The organism is Paenibacillus physcomitrellae (genome assembly GCF_002240225.1).
In the GTDB taxonomy this organism is placed as follows: Bacteria; Bacillota; Bacilli; order Paenibacillales; family Paenibacillaceae; genus Fontibacillus; species Fontibacillus physcomitrellae.
On sequence record NZ_CP022584.1, the window covers coordinates 3,310,900 to 3,332,573 of the forward strand.

The following is a 21,674-nucleotide window of genomic DNA, read 5'->3' on the forward strand; positions in this document are numbered from 1 at the left end:
CTGGGTGGAATAACTTGACGGCATAGGATTTATGAGCTCATTTTACATGAAAAACGGAGGTTAAACAGTCGATAATTATGAATATCCCTTTATTATTATTTTACCGGTGTTCATTGAACATAGAGAAAGAGACACGGCCTGACAAGATCTGTCTTGTGGGCGCGTGTCTCTTTCTGTTTCTCTACTCTTATTGCTTTGTCCGATTCTTTATTCGCTTGCTTTGTCGCTTTCTTTATTGCTTTCTTTATTGCTTTCTATATCGTTTTCTTTGCTTGTCTTAAAGCCCGCTACCAGCTCTTCCAATTCGACAGCCATTAAACTGAGCGCTTCGGAGGAAGCGGAGATTTTCTCCATATGTCGGTGCTGTTCTTCCGCTTTGGTAGCAATGCCGCTTAACTCGTTCAATGCACCTCTCGATATGCCGACCATTTCCTGCATGGAGGCCGAAACCTCTTCGGTGCTGGCCGAAAGCTGCTGGGTGGCAGCCGATACTTCGTTGATCTGATTGGATACTTCGTTTACAGCGTGTATGATGGCGCTAAACACATCGCCCACCTGTTCAATCTGCATAACGCTCTTGGATACTTCTTCTCTTTCTTCGGTGATGGATTTGGACGTCTCGGCCGCAGCATTACGGATCTGTGACATGATGTCCGCAATCGTTCCGGTCGACCGCGCCGTTTGTTCGGCGAGCTTCTTCACCTCGTCGGCGACGACTGCAAAACCTCTGCCATGCTCTCCGGCCCGGGCAGCCTCAATGGAAGCGTTAAGGGACAGCAGATTGGTCTGCTGGGCGATTTCCGAAATGTAGCTGACAATCTGATCGATCTCCGAGGAATGGGATTCCAGCTTCTGGATCATGGCTGCAGAGCGGTCAGCTGCTTCACGGACATTGATGATCTGTACGACCGCATCCTGTACGACCTGATCCCCCTGGGCAATTTGTTCCTGAACGTGCATGGTTCTTTCGTTCACAATGCTGGAGGATTCAGCAATCCGTTGGATGCCGATCGACATTTCCTCCATCGCGGATGCCGATTGCTCTGAGCCTTCCACCTGAACCTCGGAGCCCTTCGTCATTTGCACGACGGCGCTGGCCGTTTGCTCTGTGGCGCTCAAGGAATCCAGCGAAATCGCCGTTAACTGCTTCGAAGAGGCGGACGTATACTGGACGGCCTCTCCCAGCTTCTGCAGAGTCAGCGTGAATGAATCCAGCATTATATTGGTATGTTCCTTCAGCTGCTCCATTTCATCCTTGCCTTTAACCGGCAGCCGTTCGGTAAGATCCCCGGCAGCCGCTTTCTTCATAAGCCGAATCAGCACGTAGATCGGACGAAGGATGTAGTTGGCCGCGAAATAAGAGATAACAGCTATGACGAGCGCGCATATAACAATAAAAATATAGCCAAACTGCTCGGATTGGCGAGCTTCCTTCATCAAATCGCTTTCTTCACCCGCGGCTACAACCCGCCAGCCGGTTATGCCTACCTGGGCATAAGAAGCCATTTCGGAAGTGCCGTCTTTGAGCTTATAGTTCGTGCTGCCTTCCCGGTTCTTAAGAACTTCATTTTCGAAGATGGAGCTGGTTGTAGGGCTTTCAAATTCTTTCACATTTTTGCCGACCCGTTCCGCTTCCGGATAAGCAAGGTATGTACCGGTCTTGGACAGCAGGAAAGCACTGCTGGTCTCGCCCATTTTATTGCGGTTCAGCTGCTCCAGTATTTGGTTCGGACTTACTACAGCCTGGATGACGCCCACGAGTTCGCTGGCATCTCCCAGCAGGGGATAGTCGATAATGATGATGCTCTGATTCGTTTCCAGGTCGTGTGTAATGTCGGAAATGCCGACGTTCTTCTCTTTCAGGATTCGCTTAAAGTTAGCAGTTTGGGATATATCAAACGTTTTGGAGACTTCATTGACCAAATGGCCTTGTTCATCCGAAAAAGAGTAGGAAATCACGTCGGGGTTCATCGCCTTCATCAATTTCAGCTGAGCAATAACTTTCTGTGAGTCCTCTTGCAGAAAAACATCCCGGTACTGCTCCGCCATGCTCTCCAGCGAGGCCACTTTCGCCTCCAGCAGATCATTAAGCTGACTGGCGTTCGTAGACGCGATGATCGCTTGCTGCTGCCGGATCTCCTGCTCCAGAATGCCTGAGTAGAGACGGGTAGAAATTGAAGAAACAAGCACGACGGGGATAACCGTCAGGACGAGAAGGAGCGCAATCAGCTTGAGCTTTAAAGACAGCGATCCTTTTCTGAACTCTCCCAACCTAACTTTCATAAACCAAATCTTCCTTTCTCTTTGTGCAATATCTGTGCGGCCACTAAATTTGCGCAGATTCATTCAGTGTATTATAGATTCCCGTGAATTTCCATGCTAGGAAGCAGAAAATTTCATGGAACTTACAGAAAAGACGACTCCCTAGTGGAAGCCGTCTTTGTCATTTTTTTAAACCTCTTCTTAAATCTCGTAAATCTTATGCTGCTTCAAGAAGTCCATGCCGTCCGTCTTGCCTTCAAACGCTTCAAACTCATCGCCGTAATGCATCAGCGAGATCATCGCTTTAATCGATTCCGGGAGCGACTTGAGCTCGTCAAGCGTGGTGTGAACCGCCCCGTGGCCGGTCAGCTGGCATTCATGGAAGATCCGGCGGACGCCGCGTTCGTTAACCAGCTTCTGGACCAGGTCAGGCAGGAAGGTCATGTCCGCGCTGTAGAAGACGTCGCCGTTCAGCAGCAGGGAGTAGCTGTTCTTGCCCGGCATGTGAGGCGTTTGGAAGATTTCTACGGTGAGTCCCTTAAACAGCTCGCAGGTTTGGCCTTCCTTCAGCGGGCGAACATCGAAGAAAGCATCCAGGCTGTCCACGCCTTCTTCGCCCATGGCGCCTTTCAAGGTGTTCTCCCACAGCGGCTGAATCAGGGTTTCGGCGATATAAAGTACCGGACGTTTCTGATAGATAAATTTGCACTGGAAGCCGAATTCCTCAAGCCCTCCAACGTGATCGCCGTGAATATGGGTAATGAGGCAGGCATCAATGTCGCCGAAATTTTTACCGAGCTGGTAAAGGGAGGCGGGCGCTGTAATCCCGCAGTCGATCATTAAAGTGAAATCATCGCCGAGCAGCAGGGCGTTGTTGTTATAGTTTTTCTTGGCGAAGGCATTTCCCGTGCCCAGCATTTGCAGCTGTAGTCCCATGATAGAATCCTCCTTGGAATGGTGAGTCCTTGTCTAACCCGAATAGTATCATAAAAAAGGAGCCGGCCAAAGAGGGTGACCGCGTTGCCCGCTTCGCTTTGAAACGGGTTTTTATTGGTCTCTTGGTCCTCCATCCACAAGGAAATGGGAGATACGCTTCAGCTTCTGCGGATTTACGATGAGATACAGGTTCTGGATCTGTTTCTGGTCCTGGCTGAGAGCCAGGCATAGAACCGCAGAAACCTGGCCATTGTCTAGATGCCGGTCTTGATGCTGGTCTTGGTGCGGGTCTCGATCCGGGTCCTGGTCCCGCTCGCGCTCCCGAAAGACCAAATGAAGCTCCCCGTTTATAGGGAGGAAGAACACTTCCGCTTCCCGCAGCGCTCTGAATATACGAGGGGAACTAAGCAGCGCAAGCACGCCTTTGCGGCCTTTCATTGGGCGAAGCACGGTATGGACGGAGCCTCCGCCATCCGAAATAAAGACCGGCTGCTCGGCAAGCAGCGCCAGCAAAGTCTCTGTGTCATGGGCCAGGAAGGCTTCTGTAAAGCGCTCCAGCAAATGACGTCTATCCAGGTCCTCCCCGGGCGGGAGGGCATATTGGTCTTCCGGATGGAATCCGCCTGCGGACAGGCTTTTGCGGGCACGGCTATAGATCTGCCGGCAGTTGCTCTCCGTCTTGCCAAGCATTTCGGCAATTTCTTTATACGAATACCGGAAGGCCTCGCGAAGTATAAATATCGCCCGCTCCAGCGGATTCAACCGTTCGAGCAGAACAAGAAAAGCGTACGAAATCATGTCCTTCTGCTCCGCAGCATCCTCCGGGCCTTCCGGGCTGCTTCCGTCTGAGAGTGCGGAGTGATGAAGGGACGCGGCCGCTGCGCCAGCATATCCAGGGGAAACGGGTCTGGAGCCGGAACCGGCACCGGGACCGGAGCCGGGAAGAGGTTCCGGCAGCCATTCCCCGATATAGGTTTCCCGCTGTCTGCGGGCGGTGTTCAGCAGGTTCAGGCACCGGTTAACCGTCATTTTGGCGACATAAGATTTGGGGTTTAGAATGTCTGTTCCGGGCTTCTGCTGCAGCTCCGCAAAGCAGTCCTGGACAACGTCTTCTGCATCCTCCACCGTCCCCAGCATCCGGTAAGCAATGGATAAGGCATACCTTCGGTAGCCCTGATACCAGTCTTCTACAAGACCTCTCTGCGGATTGCCCTCTTCTAAGAATTTATTTGAATCTGATGAATTCTCTTGCTGTTGTTTGCCAGGCAACGAACGGCCTCCCTTCAGCTGGCTCCGAAACAACCCGGATACATGCCGGTGGAAATAGCGATCCGGTTCCAGTTGTTTATCGTATTGATCGCCATAATCAAATTCATATATTCCTCTTCGCTAAAATAGGTTCTGATCCGTGCATACAGGTCGTCGGAAACGCCGCCCTTATGAATCAAGGTCACGGCTTCAGCCAATTCAAGCACGGCGCATTCTTTCTCCGTGAACAGACCCGGTACCTCGTGCCATAAAGCGATCAGCAAAATTTGATTCTGGTACTCGCCCAGCTTCAGCAGGTCTTTGGCATGCATATCCAGGCAAAAGGAACAGCCGTTGATCTGAGATACTCTGATCTTAATCAGTTCATATAATACTTTATCAGGGATATGCTCTGAAGCAAATTTCTCCAGGGTCACCATGGCCTGATAAGTTCCTGCATTAGCTTTCATGTGGTTGAATCTTAAACTCATTTCCTTCGCCTCCGTATAGTTAAATGGGTCTACATAACAGGAGACAAGATGGCTTGCGGATTTGTGACAAAGAGAGGGAATAACAGCGTTTATGGAACGGGTGATTAGCGAAGGAGACAGCTTTAAAAAGACAGAGGCCAGCCCCGGCAGAACCCGGCGGCTGGCCTTGATCTTATACGTGATGGTTACTGATTACATTAGTCACTGGTTATGTTAGTCCGTAAAATCCTTGAACATTCGGTATACGACTACAGCCGCTTCCGCTCTTGTTGCTGATTGGCTGCCGTTAAACCGGTTGTTATCGCTTCCCTGCATCAGGCCGAGCCGGGATACCTGTTCCACGGCGGCCTGTGACCAGGCCGGGATTCCCGCTTGGTCGGCATAATGGACAGGCTGTCCGCTTCCTGCGCCGGCATTAGCACCGCCCGATATATTCAGGGCTCTGGATAAAATGGCGGCCATTTCCGTCCGGGCAATGGTCCGGTTTGGAGCAAAGGTATGATCGGCATAACCGCTGATCAATCCCTTGGCAACCGCGGTTTGAACGGCCTGCTCATACCAGCTTCCGGCCTTCACATCGGTAAACGGAGCCGGTTTGGCGCTGGTATCCTCCTCCAGCCCCAGCGTTCTAAGCAGCAGGGCCACAAATTCTGCGCGGGTCACCTCTTTGGCAGGCGTAAAGCGGTTTGCACCGGTGCCTGCAATAATATCTTTCGACGACAATACTTCAATTGCATTAGCCGCCCACGGGTATTTGGATGAGCTGACATCCGCGAATGTAACCTTTCTGGCCATGAACAGATAACGGCCAGGGCTGTTAATCTCGGCTGAAACCTTCCCGTCTTTCAAACGGCCAATATGCTGGATTAAGCTGCCTTTAGGCGTAATCTCATACAGATTAATCGTCTCCCCGTTCAAACTGCCGGTAGAGAGAGCTCCCAGCGGAAGGGCAACTTCAGCCGGCTCCGTAAGGGAAGCCGCGTTGATCGGGGTGCCATTTGTATTCAGAAGTGAGAAATCGTAATAAGTGCCAAGCGGTGTGTAGCCGTTGTTTAAGGCAAGACTGCTCGTCAAACGTTTGGTTTCCGATTCGGATGCCGGCTCTATTTCGGCATAAGCCGCATTGGCCGGCAGGTTTGCCTTGGGTGGCAAGGCTACAGTAAAGCCGTTATCCAGTGCGACGGTCGTTGGTCCGCTAGCCGATAGGGCCTCTCTTTCTCCATCGTCCGGAGCTTGAGGGACAGCGGGCTCACTCGGAGCAGGAACACTTGGCGCCGGATTGCTAGGTGCAGCACCAGATCCCGGAGCGCCAGGCGCGGGAACACTAGGTGCTGTAGGGACGCTTGGTGCGGGAACCACCGGGGCCGGATTGGAAGGCCCTGCGGAACCGCCGCCGCCACCACTATCGCCGCCCGCAGCGGCGCTTGTAACAGTAACTGCGACTTGGGCGGTTAAGCCTTCATATTGGATGGCGATTGTTGTCCGGCCGGCTGATCTTCCCGTAATGAGTCCGCTGCTTACTCCCGCAATTTGCGAATCGGCCACGGTATAGGAGGCTGCTTGGGAGACGTCACGCTCACTGCCGTTTGTTCCCGTGTAATAGACCTGGAGCTGCTGACGGCCGCCTTCCTGCAAGGAAACCGATTGAGGCTGTACTCGCAGCTTCGGCTCCGTAAGGTTAAATTGTACCGTCTGTGCTGGCTTATGCTCGCCGTTTCCAACGGCATCATATACATAGAGATTGTAGCTGTTGCTGCCGAGGGCAACAGGCACCTTGATGGTAAAACGGCCGCTGCTGCCGATCGTCCCGTCTGCTTGTTTGGTTTGTCCGTTAACTTGATAGACAGCGGCCACACCGATCAAATTATCCAGGTTCAGCCCGTTGTAGCCAACCAGCTGATCTGCGAGCAGATCATAAGTGATTTGCCCGGAGATGGTGCCGGCATGGCCGGTTTGGTCCAGCTTGATGCTCGGATCGTCCAGCTGGTATTCCGGGGCTTTAGTATCGATCAGGAAAGAGGTCATCTGATTACTTAACGGGACAAAATCGTTTGAGGTGCTTCCTGCAAAAGGCACCAGGAAATAGGCCCCGTCTGGAAGAGTCTTGCTGCCTATCGTTCCCTTCCAATCCTGGATCACGTAGCTTCCGGGTTTACCTTCGGTTTCAATTAAAGCACCTGCCCACGCTCCCCCATCCGCCGGGAAGACATCAAGGGAGAAATAGCCGCTGTTCTGACCCAGGGTATATGAAATGTCGGCAGTATCCGCTGTTCCATCTGCATTCGGAGAGAAGACAAACGGATCGACCTTTAGATCAGAGACGGCTTCTCCCGGCGCTTCACCGACATATAAGGCCATCGGGATCCGGATCACATCACCGTTCCCGGCGGAGGTCAAAGTTAATTGCCCTTCATAAAGCTGCTGCTGCTGAGCCGTATCAGCTACTTGAATGGACACGTTGAAGGAACCCTGCCCATCCGCCTGCAGGCTTATGGAAGGCACCGACAGCTCTACTGTACCTGGGGAATCCCCATACCAGGATGTAGTGATCGAATAATCGCTTGCGGCATGGGAGAGATCCTTGACTATCACCTCACGGTTGTAAGTCTGGCCGGAGCTTACATATCCCAGAGAAAGACTCCCGGTATAGTAAGGGGTTGAAACGGCGTCTTTTACCGATTGGGTAGACTCTTTCACCATAGCCAAAGCAGAGGCGTTCATAACCTGCTCAAGGTCAACCCGGCCGGCTCCCTGTTCCATAAATGAATAGCGGTTTCCGCTCGGATTGCTCATATTTACCGTGTTGTTCATCATTAAAGCTTTGATCTCATCCGGAGTAAGGTCAGGGTCCATGTCCGAATAATACTGCTTTACCAGTGCCGCGGCACCCGCGATATGAGGCGCAGCCATACTTGTTCCGCTTTCGGCTGCATACCAGCCTTCGTATTCAGGCACGCTGGACACGATATTGACACCCGGCGCCGTGAGATCAGGTTTGATTTTATAAGAAGGTTTGGCCGGACCCCGGGAACTGAAAGAAGCCAAAGTATCCTGCTCCACCACGCTTCCAAACTCAGTGTATTGCGTTTGCTGATCCATAGCTGCGAGGATGGATTCCCCATCCTCACCTGAAAGAGCATAGACCGGAATACGTATCGAGGTATCCCCGCCAAGCGTTCCGCTCTCCAGCGCTTCAGGAACATTATTATAAATTAGAGCCGCAGCAGCCCCGGCTTGCTGAGCGTTGCGAGCTTTGACCGAGAAGTCGATTTCCCCGCGCTGAATCAAGGCGACCTTCCCGGTTACGTCTTTCCCTGTAAAATCCTCGGCTCTGCCTAATCCGGCATCCACCAATTCGTAAGAACCGTTTAGACTGCCTGAATCTGACGATTGATCAAATGGATTCATCAGAAAATGGCCGTTCTCCATAGGAGTTACTGTTACGGTAGGTGTGGTCTGCGAAGAACTGGAGGCGCCTACCGTAATCGCCATTTCTGAGGTTCCCGGATTCCCCACCGTTGCCGCTCCTGGACCGGAGTTTCCGGCCGATACCACGGCCACTACACCGGCCATTACGGCATTGTTCAGGGCTACGGATTCCGCGGAATTCTCATTGTTATCTTCGGAGCCCAAGGAGAGGTTGATCACGTCCATCTGGTCTGTCACGGCTCTCTCAATGCCGGCGATGACCGTGTCCGTTGTCCCGCTGCCATAGGGACCCAGCACTTTGTAGGCATGAAGCTCAGACATAGGCGCTATGCCTGTAACGCCGGGCTGTCCGTCGGTCCCAATCCCCTGGCCTGCGATAATGCCGGAGACATGAGTGCCGTGAGAGGTCCAATAGGGATGCCCGTCCTGGTCTTTTTCCGGGAGATTCGGGTTCTGCTGTTTCGCTTTCTGATAGTCCTCTACCGTTGTTTCATAAGGCTCGGAGTCGTTATTCACCAGGTCATAACCCCAGTCGCCGGCTGGAATCACGCCTTGTAAGTCCTGATGGTCCTTCGCAACCCCGGTATCGATGACCCCTACTTTGATTCCGTTACCTTTGATGCCCTGCTCCCAAAAGGCGCTGCTGCCGATAAACTCGGCGCTTCCGGCAGAGGAAGCAGCTGCTGTCGAAGAAATATCATCCTCCACAGCGTACACCGTATTGTTGGGATAGACGGCTTTGACGCCGGGAAGAGCTAACAATTCGTCCACTTTATCGGAGGATACGGTCAAGGAGTAACCGTTAAAAATGCCGGAATACTGGCGGTGAAACTCGGCATCCAGTTGGTTTAAAGCCTGGGATTTAAACGTTTGCTGCTCCAGCCGGATACTCGATTTATGGGATTCTGTTGTGAATCTGGAACGTAAAGGGCTTTCCTTAGCTTCAAATACTTTAACAGGTTCTTCTTGAAGCTCCACGATAACGGAAATAGGCTTCTTGCTGTCCGAAAAGGGGACAAAGCTTTCAGGTTTAGTGGAGCCTGCGTCAGATGAGTCCAGTGTCTCGATGGCTGGTGCTTCGCTTGTGCCTGGCTGCTGCTTAGCCTTTAGACTGGACAAATCCTGGTCCTGCAGCTTGCCAGTTTCCCTCTTGATTAATGAATTGGATGAAAGCGGGGGGACTTCCAGTTTGGGAGTTAATTGACCGTCTCCCTGGCTGTCCGGAATAACAAGACTTTCCTGAGCGTTTACTCCTGGCAGGGCTAGCGTAAAAGCCAGCAAGAAGCTTACTGCACTTGCGATTATTCTCCTGCTCAAACTCTCATCTCCTTCAGGGTGGTAGTTAACCGCGTTTAGAAAAAGGCGATTAGTATAAATACCCAACTTTGCTGCAATGAACCGGCTTCCGGCTAGCTTGGGAAAATGGTCCTGGCTTTCCTGCTTGCAAAATCCCGCAAAAAGAGGCAAAATAGAGGAAGTATAAATATGTAACCAACTTACAAATATTTAGTTATAAACTGGAAAGATTACCGTTAACCGATTAGTAAATGCTAAAGGGATAACAACCATGATCATTTAGGAGGAATTTTCCGTGGAAATAGGGCTCAGTACTTTTGTAGAAACGACGCCGGATCCTAAGACAGGTGAGGTCATCAGTCACGCACAGCGGCTGCGCGAGGTAGTGGAGGAAATTATTTTGGCCGATGAGGTAGGGTTGGACGTATTTGGCGTGGGGGAACATCACCGCGTGGACTACGCAGCATCCAATCCGGCGATTGTGCTGGCCGCGGCCGCGCCGCAAACGAAACGTATCCGCTTGACCAGTGCGGTAACGGTGCTGTCATCAGCAGATCCAGTCCGCGTATTCCAGGACTTTGCCGCTTTGGACGGCATTTCGAACGGACGTGCCGAAATTATGGCGGGCCGGGGTTCGTTTATCGAATCTTTCCCGCTGTTCGGCTATGACCTGAACGATTACGACGAGCTGTTCGACGAGAAGCTGGAGCTGCTGCTCAAGATCCGGGCTTCGGAAAAAGTTACCTGGAAAGGCGGTCACCGTCCCGCCATCGATAATCTCGGCGTGTATCCGCGCCCGGTTCAGGAACCTCTTCCGGTCTGGATCGGCAGCGGCGGCAATCAGGAGTCGGTTGTACGCGCAGGCCTGCTTGGCCTGCCGCTGGTGCTGGCCATTATTGGCGGCAGCCCGGTGCAGTTTGCACCGCTCGTGGATCTGTACAAACGGGCAGCGGCACATGCCGGCCATGACGCCTCCAAGCTTCCGGTTGCTTCGCACTCCCACGGCTTTGTAGCCGAGGAGACGGAGCTTGCGGCGGATCAATTTTTCCCATCGACGCAGGCCGCCATGTCCAAGCTGGGCCGTGAACGCGGATGGGGACGTTACGACCGGTCGGCGTTCGATGCGGCTCGCAGCTTCCAAGGAGCGTTATATGTCGGAGGTCCTGAGGCCGTAGCGAACAAAATCATCCATCTGCGCAAACATGTCGGCATCACCCGCTTTATGCTGCATACGCCGGTCGGCACCATGCCTCATGCTGACGTCATGCGGTCGATCGAGCTGCTTGGCAAGGAAGTTGCACCACGCGTCCGCGAAGAAATTGCCAAATGGGAAGCTGAAGGCGGAGAGAAATAAACGGCTGGGTAAAGCTTCCTAGTGAAATTACCTTATTGAAATTTATTGATGAAATCTCTTAATGACAATAGAACGTCCAAGCGTAACTGGAGTATCCGTCGCCTCTAAATAAATTCCTTCCCCTCTTACGAGCGGTCAGGCGGCTTCGAGCGCCAGATTTGTTAGCCAGACAGACTCTTACAATGAAAACATAAAAACCATGGAATCCCTCGGCGGGAAACCATGGTTTTTATATATAAACAGATCCCTGCCCAAGGCTACTAAGCCCGGGACCAGCAATCCTAATCTCTCACTTAACCTTCAAAGTTCTCCAGAACCAGCTTGCCGATCATGCGGTTCTCTTCAACCTTGAGATGGGCTTTGCGCAGGTTGGCCGCATTAATCGGCGAGATCGTCTCCGTCAGCGTGGACTGGATACGGCCCTGTTCGATCCAGTCGGCCAGTTCATCAAGCAGCCGGTGCTGCTCAATCATATCTTCCGTTTCATATTTGGAACGGGTGAACATAAACTCCCAGGCGAAAGTGATGCTTTTATTCTTCAGCAGCGTCAGATCGAGCGGCTCTTTGGTTTCAACAATGGAGCAGATGCGGCCAAGCGGCTTGATAACTGCCTCCATCGCTTTCCAATGTTTCTCCGTGCTGTGCAGGCATAGGATGTAATCAACCGACTCAATTCCTTCTTTCTGCAGTTGGGTCAGGAAGTCCTCATAATGGCTGATGACCAGATCCGCACCATGCTTGCGTACCCACGCTTCGGATTCGGGACGCGAAGCGGTTCCGATCACAGTAAGTCCAACTTCCCGGGCGAGCTGAAGCGCAATCGAGCCTACCCCTCCGGCAGCGCCGATGATCAGCAGCTTCTTGCCCTGGTTGGCTTCTTTCTGTTTGGATATGGCGAGGCGTTCAAACAGAGCCTCCCAGGCGGTAATTGCCGTCAAAGGAAGGGCCGCAGCTGATGCGAAATCCAGATTCGCAGGCTTCCGTCCTACAATTCGTTCATCAACCAGATGGAATTCGCTGTTTCCGCCCTGGCGAATCAGGCTTCCGGCATAATACACTTCGTCTCCGACCTGGAACAGCGAAGTGTCCGGTCCGGTTTGTTCCACCACGCCCGCAACATCCCAGCCAAGAATCTTCGGTGTTTCTTCAACTCTTGCTTTGGGCGCCCTTACTTTAACGTCAACGGGATTAATGGAGACAGCTTTAACGCGGACCAGCAGGTCGCGGCCTGCAGGAACCGGTTTCTCTATCTGCAGATCCTGCAGGCTTTGTTCATCGGATGCAGGCAAATAACGATACAAGCCAACGGCTTTCATAATTTCGGTCATAATTCAGCTCCACCTTTCTGGAATTGGGAATTGTCACAATCTCAATATATGTGATATAGTCCCTTATAACAAGTACACACATTAATGTTGTATAGGCACATAAATTATACTGTAAAGGGAGTGTCATACGAACATGAGAAATCGAAAAAGCGGCTACGGGGAATGCCCCGGCGGGGAAGGCTGCCCGGTCGAATATACACTTGACGTCATCGGCGGCAAGTGGAAGGGAGTTATTCTCTACCATCTTCTGGACGGCAGGAAACGGTTTAATGAACTGAGAAGAATCTGCCCGGCGATCACTCAGCGCATGCTGACTCTGCAGCTCCGCGAGCTGGAGCAGGACGGAATTGTAGAGCGGATCGTGTACCAGCAGGTTCCGCCCAAAGTGGAATACCTGCTAACCGATTTCGGCATGACACTTGCGCCGATCATCACTGCCATGAAAGAGTGGGGAGAAACCTACAAGAACAAGGCCGGGGAGGCCCGGGGACAGGACAACATCGAGGCAGAGTGATCCTGTGTTTTAGCCAAGACAAGGGAAGGCCTGATGGCTTAACGCTGATGTCTCCAAGCAGAATTTCATCTAATAAGCCTTTTCCTGTCGATCCCGGCAGGTCAGGGCTTTTTATTTTTTCAGAAAGACGGTTCACGCAGGTATGTCCAGATCTGTTCCGGGTTATCCAGTATATAGGAGGTGAAAATTACACGGGCTAACTTTTTGTTTGTAAAATTTGAAAATTAGCACGACAAAAATCTAAAATCATATATAATTGTAGATATAGCAATATTGAAATAAAACGATAAATTGTTAAGGGGGGAGCGCTTATGCCGGATTCTTACCCTCTTTCCGTAATGGAAATGAAGGTGACCTGGGGCGACTGTGACGCGGCGGGTATTTCGTATTATGCGAGGACGTTTGACTGGTTCACGAATGCCCGGATGAAGCATCTTGCTGACTATGGGCTGCCCTACATGCCGACCTTCCATGACCTCGGCATCGCGCTTGTATGTCTGAAGGCAGATTGCGAATACAAAAGAATGGTGCGCCCGGAAGAAGAAATTACGGTACATACTTCGTTAACGACGTTGAACCGTACCCGAATGGCTTACCAGTACCGAATTTATAAACAGAACGGGGATTTGGTTGCCGAAGGGACAACCTCCCATGCTTGTGTCGACCTGGAAGGCAATCCGTTTAATTTGAAACGGCGGCATCCGGAGCTTTGGGAGCAGTTGATGGAGAAATGGCCCGTGTTTAGAGAACGGGAAGCAGATTGATAATGAATTGCTAAAAAGAGGTGCAGCAAATGGCAAAAGAGCCAAAAGACCGGATCGTTATCACCGGGATGGGGGCTGTAACCCCGCTTGGGATTGGCGTCCAAGAATACTGGAACCGTTTGAAAAATGGCGAAACCGGCGTAGCCCCAATAAGCCGGTTTGACGCAAGCGGACTTCCGGCCCAAATCGCCGCGGAAGTGAAAGACTTCGAGCCGGCTGATTACATGCCGAAGAAGCTTGCCGGTCAAACGGATATCTTTATGCAGTTTGCCCTTGCGGCAGCTGCAGAAGCGCTGGAGGACAGCAAGCCGGATGCCGCTCCTGAGCGGATCGGCGTTGTGCTGGGCACCGCGCTTGGCGGAATTTCCACCACGACGGGTGCGCAGGCGCAAATCACGGAGAGCGGCAGCTTCCGGGTCACACCGCATCTGGTACCCAAGATGCTCGGCAATATCGCGGCAGGCCACATTGGCATTACGCACGGCTTTAAGGGGCCGAGCCTTACGCTCAGCACCGCTTGCTCCTCTGGTGCAGATGCGATCGGCATGGGCGCCATGCTGCTGCGCAGCGGACAAGCTGACGCCGTTTTGGCAGTCGGCGCCGAATCGATCCTGTGCCAGCTGATGGATGCAGGCTTGTCGAGCGCCCGTGCTTTGTCTACGCACAACGACGAGCCGAAGAAAGCCAGCCGTCCGTTTGACCTGAACCGCGACGGGTTCGTCATGGGAGAAGGCGGCGGCGCGCTGGTGCTGGAGACGCTGGAATCGGCGCTGCGGCGCGGCGCTGATATTAAGGCCGAGCTGCTCGGTTATGCCAACAGCAATGATGCTTATCATGTAACATCGCCCGAGCCGGAAGGACGAGGCGCTATTTTGTGTATGCAGAATGCGCTGCAGCAAGCGGGAATCGAGCCATCGGCTGTTGATTACATCAATGCACACGCTACGTCGACCAAGCTGGGCGACCAGATCGAGACGAAGGCGATCAAAGCGGTCTTCGGCGAGCGGGCCTACGAGCTTGCCGTCAGCTCGACCAAAGGCGCAACCGGCCATTTGATGGGAGCCGGCGGCGTAACGGAGCTGATTGCCTGCATTCAGGCGATTCGCGAAGGTGTCGTTCCGCCGACGCTTAACTATGAGACGCCGGACCCGGAATGCGATTTGAATTATGTGCCGAATCAGGCGCAGAAGCGCGAAGTGAACGTGGCGATGTCTAACTCGTTTGGATTCGGCGGGCAGAACGCCTCCTTGATTGTCGGGAAATTCGATCCCGCAGACATGTAAGGCGGTCCTCTTGGCAGCATCGGAATTATCCTGGATCAGATTTATCGAATTATAAAGCATCATTTCAGATTTGGAGGGAGAATTAACGTGGAATACACTTATGACGTGACCATGTTCAAAGAGACCTTTGAGCATGAATATACCTATATCAATGGATTTATACGCAACGCGCATCGGTTCGCAAACCGTCCGGCCGTCACCTGCACGCAGCGCGAGCGTACCTGGACGTACAGCGAGCTGAACCGGGAAGTGAATACGCTGGCGAATGCGCTGCTGGCGGACGGCGTGTCGAAGAACGAAGTGGTCACCTACCAGCTGCTGAATTCCGTAGAATTTGTACTGAGTTTCCTTGCTCCGCAGAAGATCGGTGCGATCAACTCTCCGATCAACTTCCGCTTATCCCCCGGCGAGACCGCCTATATTCTCGACGACAGCAAACCAGCCGTTTACATCTATGATGCCGAGATCAAGGAAATCGCGCTGCAGGCTCTGGAAATGGCAGACCATAAACCTCGCCGGATCGTGATGGTTGATCCTACAGGCAATGCCAACGAAGCGCCGGAAGGCCACATCAGCTTTGCGGATTATCTGGCAGGCCAACCCGAACAGGAGCCTCAAACCGATGTTCGTCCTCATATTTACGATGAGAATACCCGCCTCTATACTTCAGGCACCACGGGAAGACCCAAAGGTGTGCCGCTGAACCACATTAACGACGTGCTCTCCGCTCATGACGTAGCTATGCATTTTCCTTTAAGTCCCGTTGATAAAACGATGAACATGAGCCCTTGGTTCCACCGCGGCGGCCTTTATTCCGGTGGCCCTATCCCTACACTTTATGTGGGCGGCGAAGTCGTTGTTCTTCGCTATTTCCATCCCAAAACAACCCTTGAGCTTGTTGAGAAATACGGCATTACCTTCCTGATCGGCGCACCGCCAATGCTGAAAATGCTGCACGACAGCCAGGCCAAGACACCGTCCGATCTGTCCAAGCTGAAAGGCATTGTCACCATGGGAGCGCCTTTGGAGCGCGAAGACTGCATCAAATACCAGCGGGTGCTGACGCCGAACATCTTCAACGGTTACGGTACAACAGAGGCGTTCTGGAACACCTTCCTGCGTCCTTATGATCTGCCTGAAATGGCTGGTTCAGCCGGACGTTCCTGTACCGATGACGACGTGGCTGTCGTCAAGGTCTATCCCGACCGCAAAGCCGAACCGGATGACGTTGTGGCCAAGGACAGCAGCGAAGTCGGAGAGATCATCGTCAGAGCGCCTGGCAAGACGACCTATTCTTACGTTAACAATCCGGACCAAAGCGAGAAGGTATTCTATAAAGGCTGGATCTATATCGGCGATATGGGAACCTGGGATGAGAATGAGTTCGTAACCGTTGTTGGCCGCAAGAATGACATGATTGTCTCCTCCGGTGAAAATATCCATCCGGTTCAGATTGAAGAAATTCTGAACCAGCATCCTGGAGTTAAGGAATCCGTGGTGGTCGGCGTGCCCGACGAGCTTCGCGGCGAAGCCGTGGTTGCCTACATCATCAAGGAAGATCCGGAATTGACCGCCAAGGAGCTTAACAAACACTGCAGCAACCATCCGATGCTGGCGGCTTATAAGAAGCCGCGTTTCTACCGGTTCATCGACGAGCTGCCTTATACAGCAACCGGCAAAAAGAAACATTTTGTCGTTAGAGCATTGGCAGTTGAAGACCAAAAGAACGGGCTGCTGGAGAGATAAAAAACTGCTCGGGGCTTGATCTGCGGCATGAATAGCCGGCGGAGTTGAAAGCCGAACAGTAAGAAACGACCGTGGCAAGGGGTTGATCCTCGCACGGTCGTTTTTTATTTTTATTTAGAAGAGAAGGTCCGTAGATTTAAGAGAAACCGCTTCTTAGTTAATGGATTATTTATGATACAATTCTATATATTAGAAAATGGGGGTGTCTTCAAAATGGTAATGGAGCCTAACCATCTTAACTCGGTAGATGAAGATATTGCTCAGAGAAGAGCTAAAGAGAAAAAGGAAGATGTCGACTATCATCGTAAGCCTTTTTTGAGACACATCGTTAATACCCTGGTCGTGCTGGGCATTCTTGCTGTGGTTGTCCTTATTTTTGTTATCGTTATTGCGAATTCAAGATAATTTTACTGCTTACGCAGCTAGGCTTATCCCCGATTTATTTCTCCCCTTCCGGCTTTAAATTTTCCAGAATGCTTCACCAAAAATCTCTCCTGCCCCAAACTCCAGATTCCGTCTATCCCACCGCACTTCTATCCCACTTCTATCCGCTTGCTGGGACGATAAGGGTGGCTTTTTTGGCCCATCCCTCCTTATTTGGGCCGGTTTGTCTCCGTATTGACCCCTCTTCCTCCGCATAAGGTGAAGGAGGGAGGGATGACGGATGATCATTGCAGTATTGTCGGCAGAGCAGACACTGGCAGCGAGGCTGACAGCGGATTCGGTGAGGGAGCTTTTACCTGATGCCGAACTGGTTCCAGTAAGAACGGAGCAGCTGCCGGAGTTTCACGCTTTTTTACAGGGGAACACGGATCCGTTCTGCTTAACCCTTCGGGCCGGGACTCAGCTTCTGCCCGACTTTCCAACCTATATAGAGAAGGCGTTATTATCTTCGCAGACTGCAAATATCGGCGCATGGCGCATGACGAAAGAGGCTGGACCTGTAAGGGCTGTAGGAGTTGAGTACGATAACGAGCCGGAAGAAGGGGGATATCTCTGGAGGACCGGGCTGTTGGCCAAATCCGGTTTCGCCGGGAGAGACAGACTGCCTTTTCCGCAGTATATGGAAATCGAGTTGTGGAACAGGCTGGCTGCAGCCAATGGGGCGGCCGGGCTTGATGTCAAAGTAAGGGCAGGCGCAGGATGGAAGGTTCACAGCCCACGAACGCCGAAAGGGCAAAGCAACGAGGAAGAGCGGCGTCTTATTAGGCCGATGCTGATGCATCAGGAAGTCGTGCCTCTGGAGCAGCTGCCCCTGTTCTCCATTGTTATGGTCGTGCATAATGAATCTCCTTATGTCCCGTGGGCCATCCGCAGCGTCATCAACCAATCCTTCGCGGACTGGGAACTGCTGATCGTGGATGATGGCTCCGAGGACGGGACGGTTGAGGCGATCCAAACTTATTTGGAGGAGGAGTATCCCTTATCCCTGGAACCAGTTAACCGCCGCGTCCAGATCATCAGGAACAGGATCAACTATGGAAAAAGCGCCGGCCTAAACCAGGCTCTGCAAGCCTCCCGAGGCCGATGGGTGGTTGAGCTGGACGGAGATGACTGGCTGGCCCCGGATGCGCTGGCCTATTTGCAGCAAGCCGCCGGAAGTGCGGATTCGGAGCAGGTGCTCTGGTACGGAGATTATGTGGAGTGGCAGGAGTTAACCGGCGGCCGGCTCATGTACGTTGGCGAACGGCAGTTTGGACCGCCGCACACGGCAAGCCGCATCACAGCCGCCGGGCACCCTATAGCGCCGCGATGTTATCGGGCGGATGTCCTGCGCAAACTCGGCGGTTGGGCGCAGAATGATCCCTATAACGGCCGGTTGTATGAAGACATGCATCAGCTGCTGCGCCTTTCGCCGGAAGGTCCATTTGGCCATATTCCCTTGCCCCTTTATCACCGGCGGATCAGAAGCGGCAGTATAACGAAACGATATTCGTCGGAATATCGCAAGTGGCGGGCTTGGGCCGCTGCTGCCTATGGAGAAACGGAGCTGCTTTAACGGGCCCGTGTGCCAAGAAGAAGTCCAATCAAGAGGCACAACTTGAGGACGCCGGGTTTCTCGGCGCACTGAAGGAGCCCTTGTCGAGAGACAACGGCTCCTTCTTCGTGAACTGAAAAGCTCAGCCTCTTTCGGTCTGTTCCTTGGCCCGACTCAGGGCGGAGCGGATTTCCGGATGAAGCCGGTACAGCAGGAAGCTGCGTACGGCCCAGGCGATGCCGATGCCAGCGAAGATCAGCCAGTTACCTTCCGAGAAATGAGTGAATCCATAGGCTCCTTCAAATACCCAGCGGACCAGCAGCCGACAGGCGAGCAAAACGATCCAGCACAGAAAATAGCCTAAGCCACCTTTGGTGTACAATTCCCCTCCCCGGTACTCAAGCCGGGTGGTGTAGGCCTGGGCGACGCCTATCACTGCGGCCAGCAGCACGGTGACCAACAGCTCGGCTACGCTTTTGCCTGATAGAGGGTGCGGCATCGATTGCAGCAATTCATAGAAAGCGATGACCGGCAGCAGGAAGAACTGCAGCCGTTTTACTTTTCTTGCTTTAAATTGTCTGAAAATAACGAAAATAATAACTGCCGCGATCAGAAGCGGCACAATGAACTCGTTCAATGGATATTCCTCCTGAATGGTTTTGGATTGTGTATTCAGCTTGCCTGGTGAAGATGTATACAGCTTATCAGGCATCCTGATCCTAGCGCCTCTGCCGGCAGTTGATTTGTTTAAGCTCTTTCTCTATCCGCAGATAGAGAAGAGGTAGGGGCCGGTTATGATACAATGGCCATAAACTTATCGAGAATCAGAAGTCAAAATGGAAATATGGAACTCAAAATTGGAAATATAGAAGTCAAAGAGGAAAGAAGGAGCCCATGTTGTCGGCAGGTAACAAAACACTACTAAGATCGTTCAGAAGGTATACGCTAATAACGATCGCGTTGGCTTTTTTTCTTTTATCCGAATATCAGCCCGGAAGCGGGGCAGAGGTCTTTATTTTAGTTCCTTACGGGTTTGTGTATTTTTGGCTGTTTGCCAACCGGGGCAGAGGCTGGAACGGGCTGGAGATCGTTGTTCTGCCGCTGTTCCTAATGGCTGGGGTGGCCATCGGGTATTTTGCCGGCGGAGAATATCCGGGGCCGAATCTGCTTTGGCCGTTGATCTTCTTCCTGGCCGTTCCCCCCAAGAAATTCGAATGGACAGCGAGGGGGCTTGCGGCCTGCGCAGGCATTGAGATTGTGATTTTTACGTACAGCGGGAGTGTTCCCTATGCAGCGCTCTTTGCTGTCTTTGGCGTATATATGGCTATTCAGGGCCGAGCCCGGCTCAAGAATGCCTACAGCGTCATCCAGCAGCAGCTCAAAGAATTGAACAAGACGCACGAAGAGCTGCAGGAGGCTCATAAGCAGCTGCAGGAAGCGACCGTAAACTCGATGCGGTATGCCGCGCTTTCGGAGCGCACGAGGATAGCCCGGGATATTCATGATGGCCTCGGCCATCATTTGACCTCGATGATTGTGCAGCTGCAGGCGCTCGAGATGATGCTGGAAAGCGAGCCTCAGGCTGCCCCCGAAGCAGTCGGAGAATTAATCCGGACGGCCCGCGCGGGGATGCAGGAGGTCAGACTGGCCGTACACGAATGGAAGGAAGACGAAAGCGGGCTTGGGCTTGCCGCCCTTCGGGGACTGATTTCGCAAACCTCTGCAAATACAAATCTCCGTATTCATTGGGAGGAAAGCCCGGGTTTATCCGATTGGGACCCGGCCATGTCTATCGCGCTTTACCGGATTCTGCAGGAGGCGTTGACCAACGTCCTGCGCCATGCGGAAGCGGATGAGGTGAAGATTCGTCTCCTTGAAGAAGACGATTTATTAAAGATAACCCTGCAGGATAACGGGAGCTACCGGCATGAACCCGGCCAGCCGCTCGGCTTTGGCCAGCAGGGCATTCAGGAACGGTGCCAGTCGGTTGGCGGCACCTGCCGGTTTGGGCAAAATGAGCCCAGCGGCCTGACCTTGACGATCGAGCTTCCCCTTCGGCAGCCTGATCTTAAAATGTAGGATAAGGCCGGATCGGCCGCTCACTCGCTTTGCCGTCGCGGCATCAGCAAGGAAGAACAGCACCTTGGATTGAAATGAGGAATAAGCGGCGCTAAAGAAAAAAGTCCAGCCGCTTGATGCAGGAGGAAGATGATTTTGAATACTTTAAGACCGATTCGGATCGTGCTGGCAGAAGATCAGTTGTTAATTCGCGAGAGCCTGCGGTTCATTCTGAACCATCAGGAGGACATGGAGGTGGTCGGCGAAGCGGGGGACGGAGAAGAGGCCGTGGCGGTGGCGCGGCAGACCCTGCCCGACTTGATGCTGATGGATGTGCAAATGCCTAAAGCGACAGGGCTTGAGGCTACTGCGGAGATCGTCAAGCAGCTGCCTGGCGTCAAAATCGTACTGCTGACAACCTTTGACATTCAGGAGTACGTGTTTGACGGGATTCGGGCCGGGGCCTGCGGCTATCTGCTTAAAGATACGCCAACGAAAGAGCTGTTATCGAATATCCGGGCCATCTCGGCCGGAGCCGCTTTATTCAACAGCAAGCAGGCGGGTTCCGTCATGTCGCAGGTCATTGCCTTGAACCGGCCGCAAGCTGGTTCAGGCACTAAGGGGGAGGGAGCTCCTCCGGTTGATGGAACTCAAGGCCTATCAGCCGCTGGACAGCCCTCGGCCGGTTCTCCCGGTTTCTCCGTTTCCGGGAACGGCGGGGACGGGGAGGCCCCCCTCCTTGTGGAACCGCTGACCGAACGGGAGAAGGAAGTGCTGCAGCAGATGGGCTACGGAAAGAAAAACGCGGAGATCGCCGTAACGCTGTTCGTCTCCGAGGGAACCGTCAAAACGCATGTCCACAACATCATCCAAAAGCTCGGCGCCCGGGACCGGACCCAGGCGGTGGTGCTTGCGATTCGATGCGGGCTGATCGATTAATGCCAGAGAGATCCTTGACATTATGAGCTGAGTAATAGAGCAATAGAG

Annotated in this window: 15 protein-coding genes; 8 read left to right on the forward strand and 7 right to left on the reverse strand. The window is 52.8% G+C overall.

The window, feature by feature from the left end; translation table 11 throughout:
• Positions 1-207: 207 nt before the first annotated feature.
• From CBE73_RS15005 to CBE73_RS22570, 5 genes are all read right to left on the reverse strand, one after another.
• Positions 208-2,283, reverse strand: a complete 2,076-nt coding sequence (locus tag CBE73_RS15005) for a methyl-accepting chemotaxis protein (protein WP_174704740.1) — start codon at positions 2,281-2,283, stop codon at positions 208-210.
• A gap of 180 nt (positions 2,284-2,463) precedes the next feature.
• Entirely contained in the window at positions 2,464-3,198 is a 735-nt protein-coding gene (locus tag CBE73_RS15010; protein ID WP_094094894.1) for an MBL fold metallo-hydrolase, read from the reverse strand.
• A gap of 111 nt (positions 3,199-3,309) precedes the next feature.
• Positions 3,310-4,467 carry a sigma-70 family RNA polymerase sigma factor gene (locus CBE73_RS15015; protein ID WP_094094895.1) on the reverse strand — a complete coding sequence of 386 codons (1,158 nt, stop codon included), beginning with the start codon at positions 4,465-4,467 and terminating at the stop codon, positions 3,310-3,312.
• A 14-nt stretch (positions 4,468-4,481) separates the two neighbouring features.
• Positions 4,482-4,937, reverse strand: a complete 456-nt coding sequence (locus tag CBE73_RS15020; protein ID WP_094094896.1) for a carboxymuconolactone decarboxylase family protein — start codon at positions 4,935-4,937, stop codon at positions 4,482-4,484.
• Between the two features lie 213 nt (positions 4,938-5,150).
• On the reverse strand, positions 5,151-9,683 hold the full coding sequence (locus CBE73_RS22570) for a S8 family serine peptidase (RefSeq protein WP_157739583.1): 4,533 nt from the start codon (positions 9,681-9,683) through the stop codon (positions 5,151-5,153).
• A 274-nt stretch (positions 9,684-9,957) separates the two neighbouring features.
• Here CBE73_RS22570 and CBE73_RS15030 point away from each other — a divergent pair, with 274 nt between their 5' ends.
• Positions 9,958-11,016 (forward strand): LLM class flavin-dependent oxidoreductase, encoded by a 1,059-nt coding sequence (locus CBE73_RS15030; protein ID WP_094094898.1) that lies wholly within the window; start codon positions 9,958-9,960, stop codon positions 11,014-11,016.
• Between the two features lie 293 nt (positions 11,017-11,309).
• On the opposite strand, the gene CBE73_RS15035 is transcribed toward CBE73_RS15030, so the two are convergent.
• Positions 11,310-12,344, reverse strand: a complete 1,035-nt coding sequence (locus CBE73_RS15035) for a zinc-binding alcohol dehydrogenase family protein (RefSeq protein WP_229752603.1) — start codon at positions 12,342-12,344, stop codon at positions 11,310-11,312.
• Positions 12,345-12,477: 133 nt separating this feature from the next.
• On the opposite strand from CBE73_RS15035, the gene CBE73_RS15040 reads away from it, so the two are divergent.
• From CBE73_RS15040 to CBE73_RS15065, 5 genes are all read left to right on the forward strand, one after another.
• Positions 12,478-12,858, forward strand: coding sequence for a winged helix-turn-helix transcriptional regulator (locus CBE73_RS15040; RefSeq protein WP_094094900.1), 381 nt, complete (start codon positions 12,478-12,480; stop codon positions 12,856-12,858).
• Between the two features lie 311 nt (positions 12,859-13,169).
• A complete protein-coding gene (locus CBE73_RS15045) occupies positions 13,170-13,622 on the forward strand; it encodes an acyl-CoA thioesterase (protein ID WP_094094901.1) in 453 nt (150 codons plus the stop codon).
• A gap of 29 nt (positions 13,623-13,651) precedes the next feature.
• On the forward strand, positions 13,652-14,905 hold the full coding sequence (gene fabF / locus CBE73_RS15050) for a beta-ketoacyl-ACP synthase II (RefSeq protein ID WP_094094902.1): 1,254 nt from the start codon (positions 13,652-13,654) through the stop codon (positions 14,903-14,905).
• Between the two features lie 87 nt (positions 14,906-14,992).
• A complete protein-coding gene (locus CBE73_RS15055; protein ID WP_229752602.1) occupies positions 14,993-16,651 on the forward strand; it encodes a class I adenylate-forming enzyme family protein in 1,659 nt (552 codons plus the stop codon).
• 664 nt (positions 16,652-17,315) lie between these two features.
• Positions 17,316-18,650 carry a glycosyltransferase family 2 protein gene (locus CBE73_RS15065; protein ID WP_094094904.1) on the forward strand — a complete coding sequence of 445 codons (1,335 nt, stop codon included), beginning with the start codon at positions 17,316-17,318 and terminating at the stop codon, positions 18,648-18,650.
• Positions 18,651-18,771: 121 nt separating this feature from the next.
• Here CBE73_RS15065 and CBE73_RS15070 read toward each other — a convergent pair whose 3' ends face one another.
• Complete coding sequence (locus tag CBE73_RS15070; RefSeq protein WP_157739585.1) at positions 18,772-19,266, reverse strand: CcdC protein domain-containing protein; 495 nt, start codon at positions 19,264-19,266, stop codon at positions 18,772-18,774.
• Positions 19,267-19,589: 323 nt separating this feature from the next.
• Between CBE73_RS15070 and CBE73_RS15075 the strand changes: the two genes are divergently transcribed.
• A complete protein-coding gene (locus CBE73_RS15075) occupies positions 19,590-20,708 on the forward strand; it encodes a sensor histidine kinase (protein ID WP_174704741.1) in 1,119 nt (372 codons plus the stop codon).
• A gap of 129 nt (positions 20,709-20,837) precedes the next feature.
• Entirely contained in the window at positions 20,838-21,626 is a 789-nt protein-coding gene (locus CBE73_RS22575; RefSeq protein WP_094094907.1) for a response regulator, read from the forward strand.
• The last annotated feature ends 48 nt before the right edge of the window (positions 21,627-21,674 follow it).

Bases quoted from the DNA above. Each gene is read 5' to 3' on its own strand.
- CBE73_RS15020 (WP_094094896.1), bottom strand. From the start codon at position 4,937: ATGAGTTTAAGATTCAACCACATGAAAGCTAATGCAGGAACTTATCAG.
- CBE73_RS15010 (WP_094094894.1), bottom strand. From the start codon at position 3,198: ATGGGACTACAGCTGCAAATGCTGGGCACGGGAAATGCCTTCGCCAAG.
- CBE73_RS15005 (WP_174704740.1), bottom strand. From the start codon at position 2,283: ATGAAAGTTAGGTTGGGAGAGTTCAGAAAAGGATCGCTGTCTTTAAAG.
- CBE73_RS15045 (WP_094094901.1), top strand. From the start codon at position 13,170: ATGCCGGATTCTTACCCTCTTTCCGTAATGGAAATGAAGGTGACCTGG.
- CBE73_RS15040 (WP_094094900.1), top strand. From the start codon at position 12,478: ATGAGAAATCGAAAAAGCGGCTACGGGGAATGCCCCGGCGGGGAAGGC.
- CBE73_RS15065 (WP_094094904.1), top strand. From the start codon at position 17,316: ATGATCATTGCAGTATTGTCGGCAGAGCAGACACTGGCAGCGAGGCTG.
- fabF (WP_094094902.1), top strand. From the start codon at position 13,652: ATGGCAAAAGAGCCAAAAGACCGGATCGTTATCACCGGGATGGGGGCT.
- CBE73_RS22575 (WP_094094907.1), top strand. From the start codon at position 20,838: ATGATTTTGAATACTTTAAGACCGATTCGGATCGTGCTGGCAGAAGAT.
- CBE73_RS15035 (WP_229752603.1), bottom strand. From the start codon at position 12,344: ATGACCGAAATTATGAAAGCCGTTGGCTTGTATCGTTATTTGCCTGCA.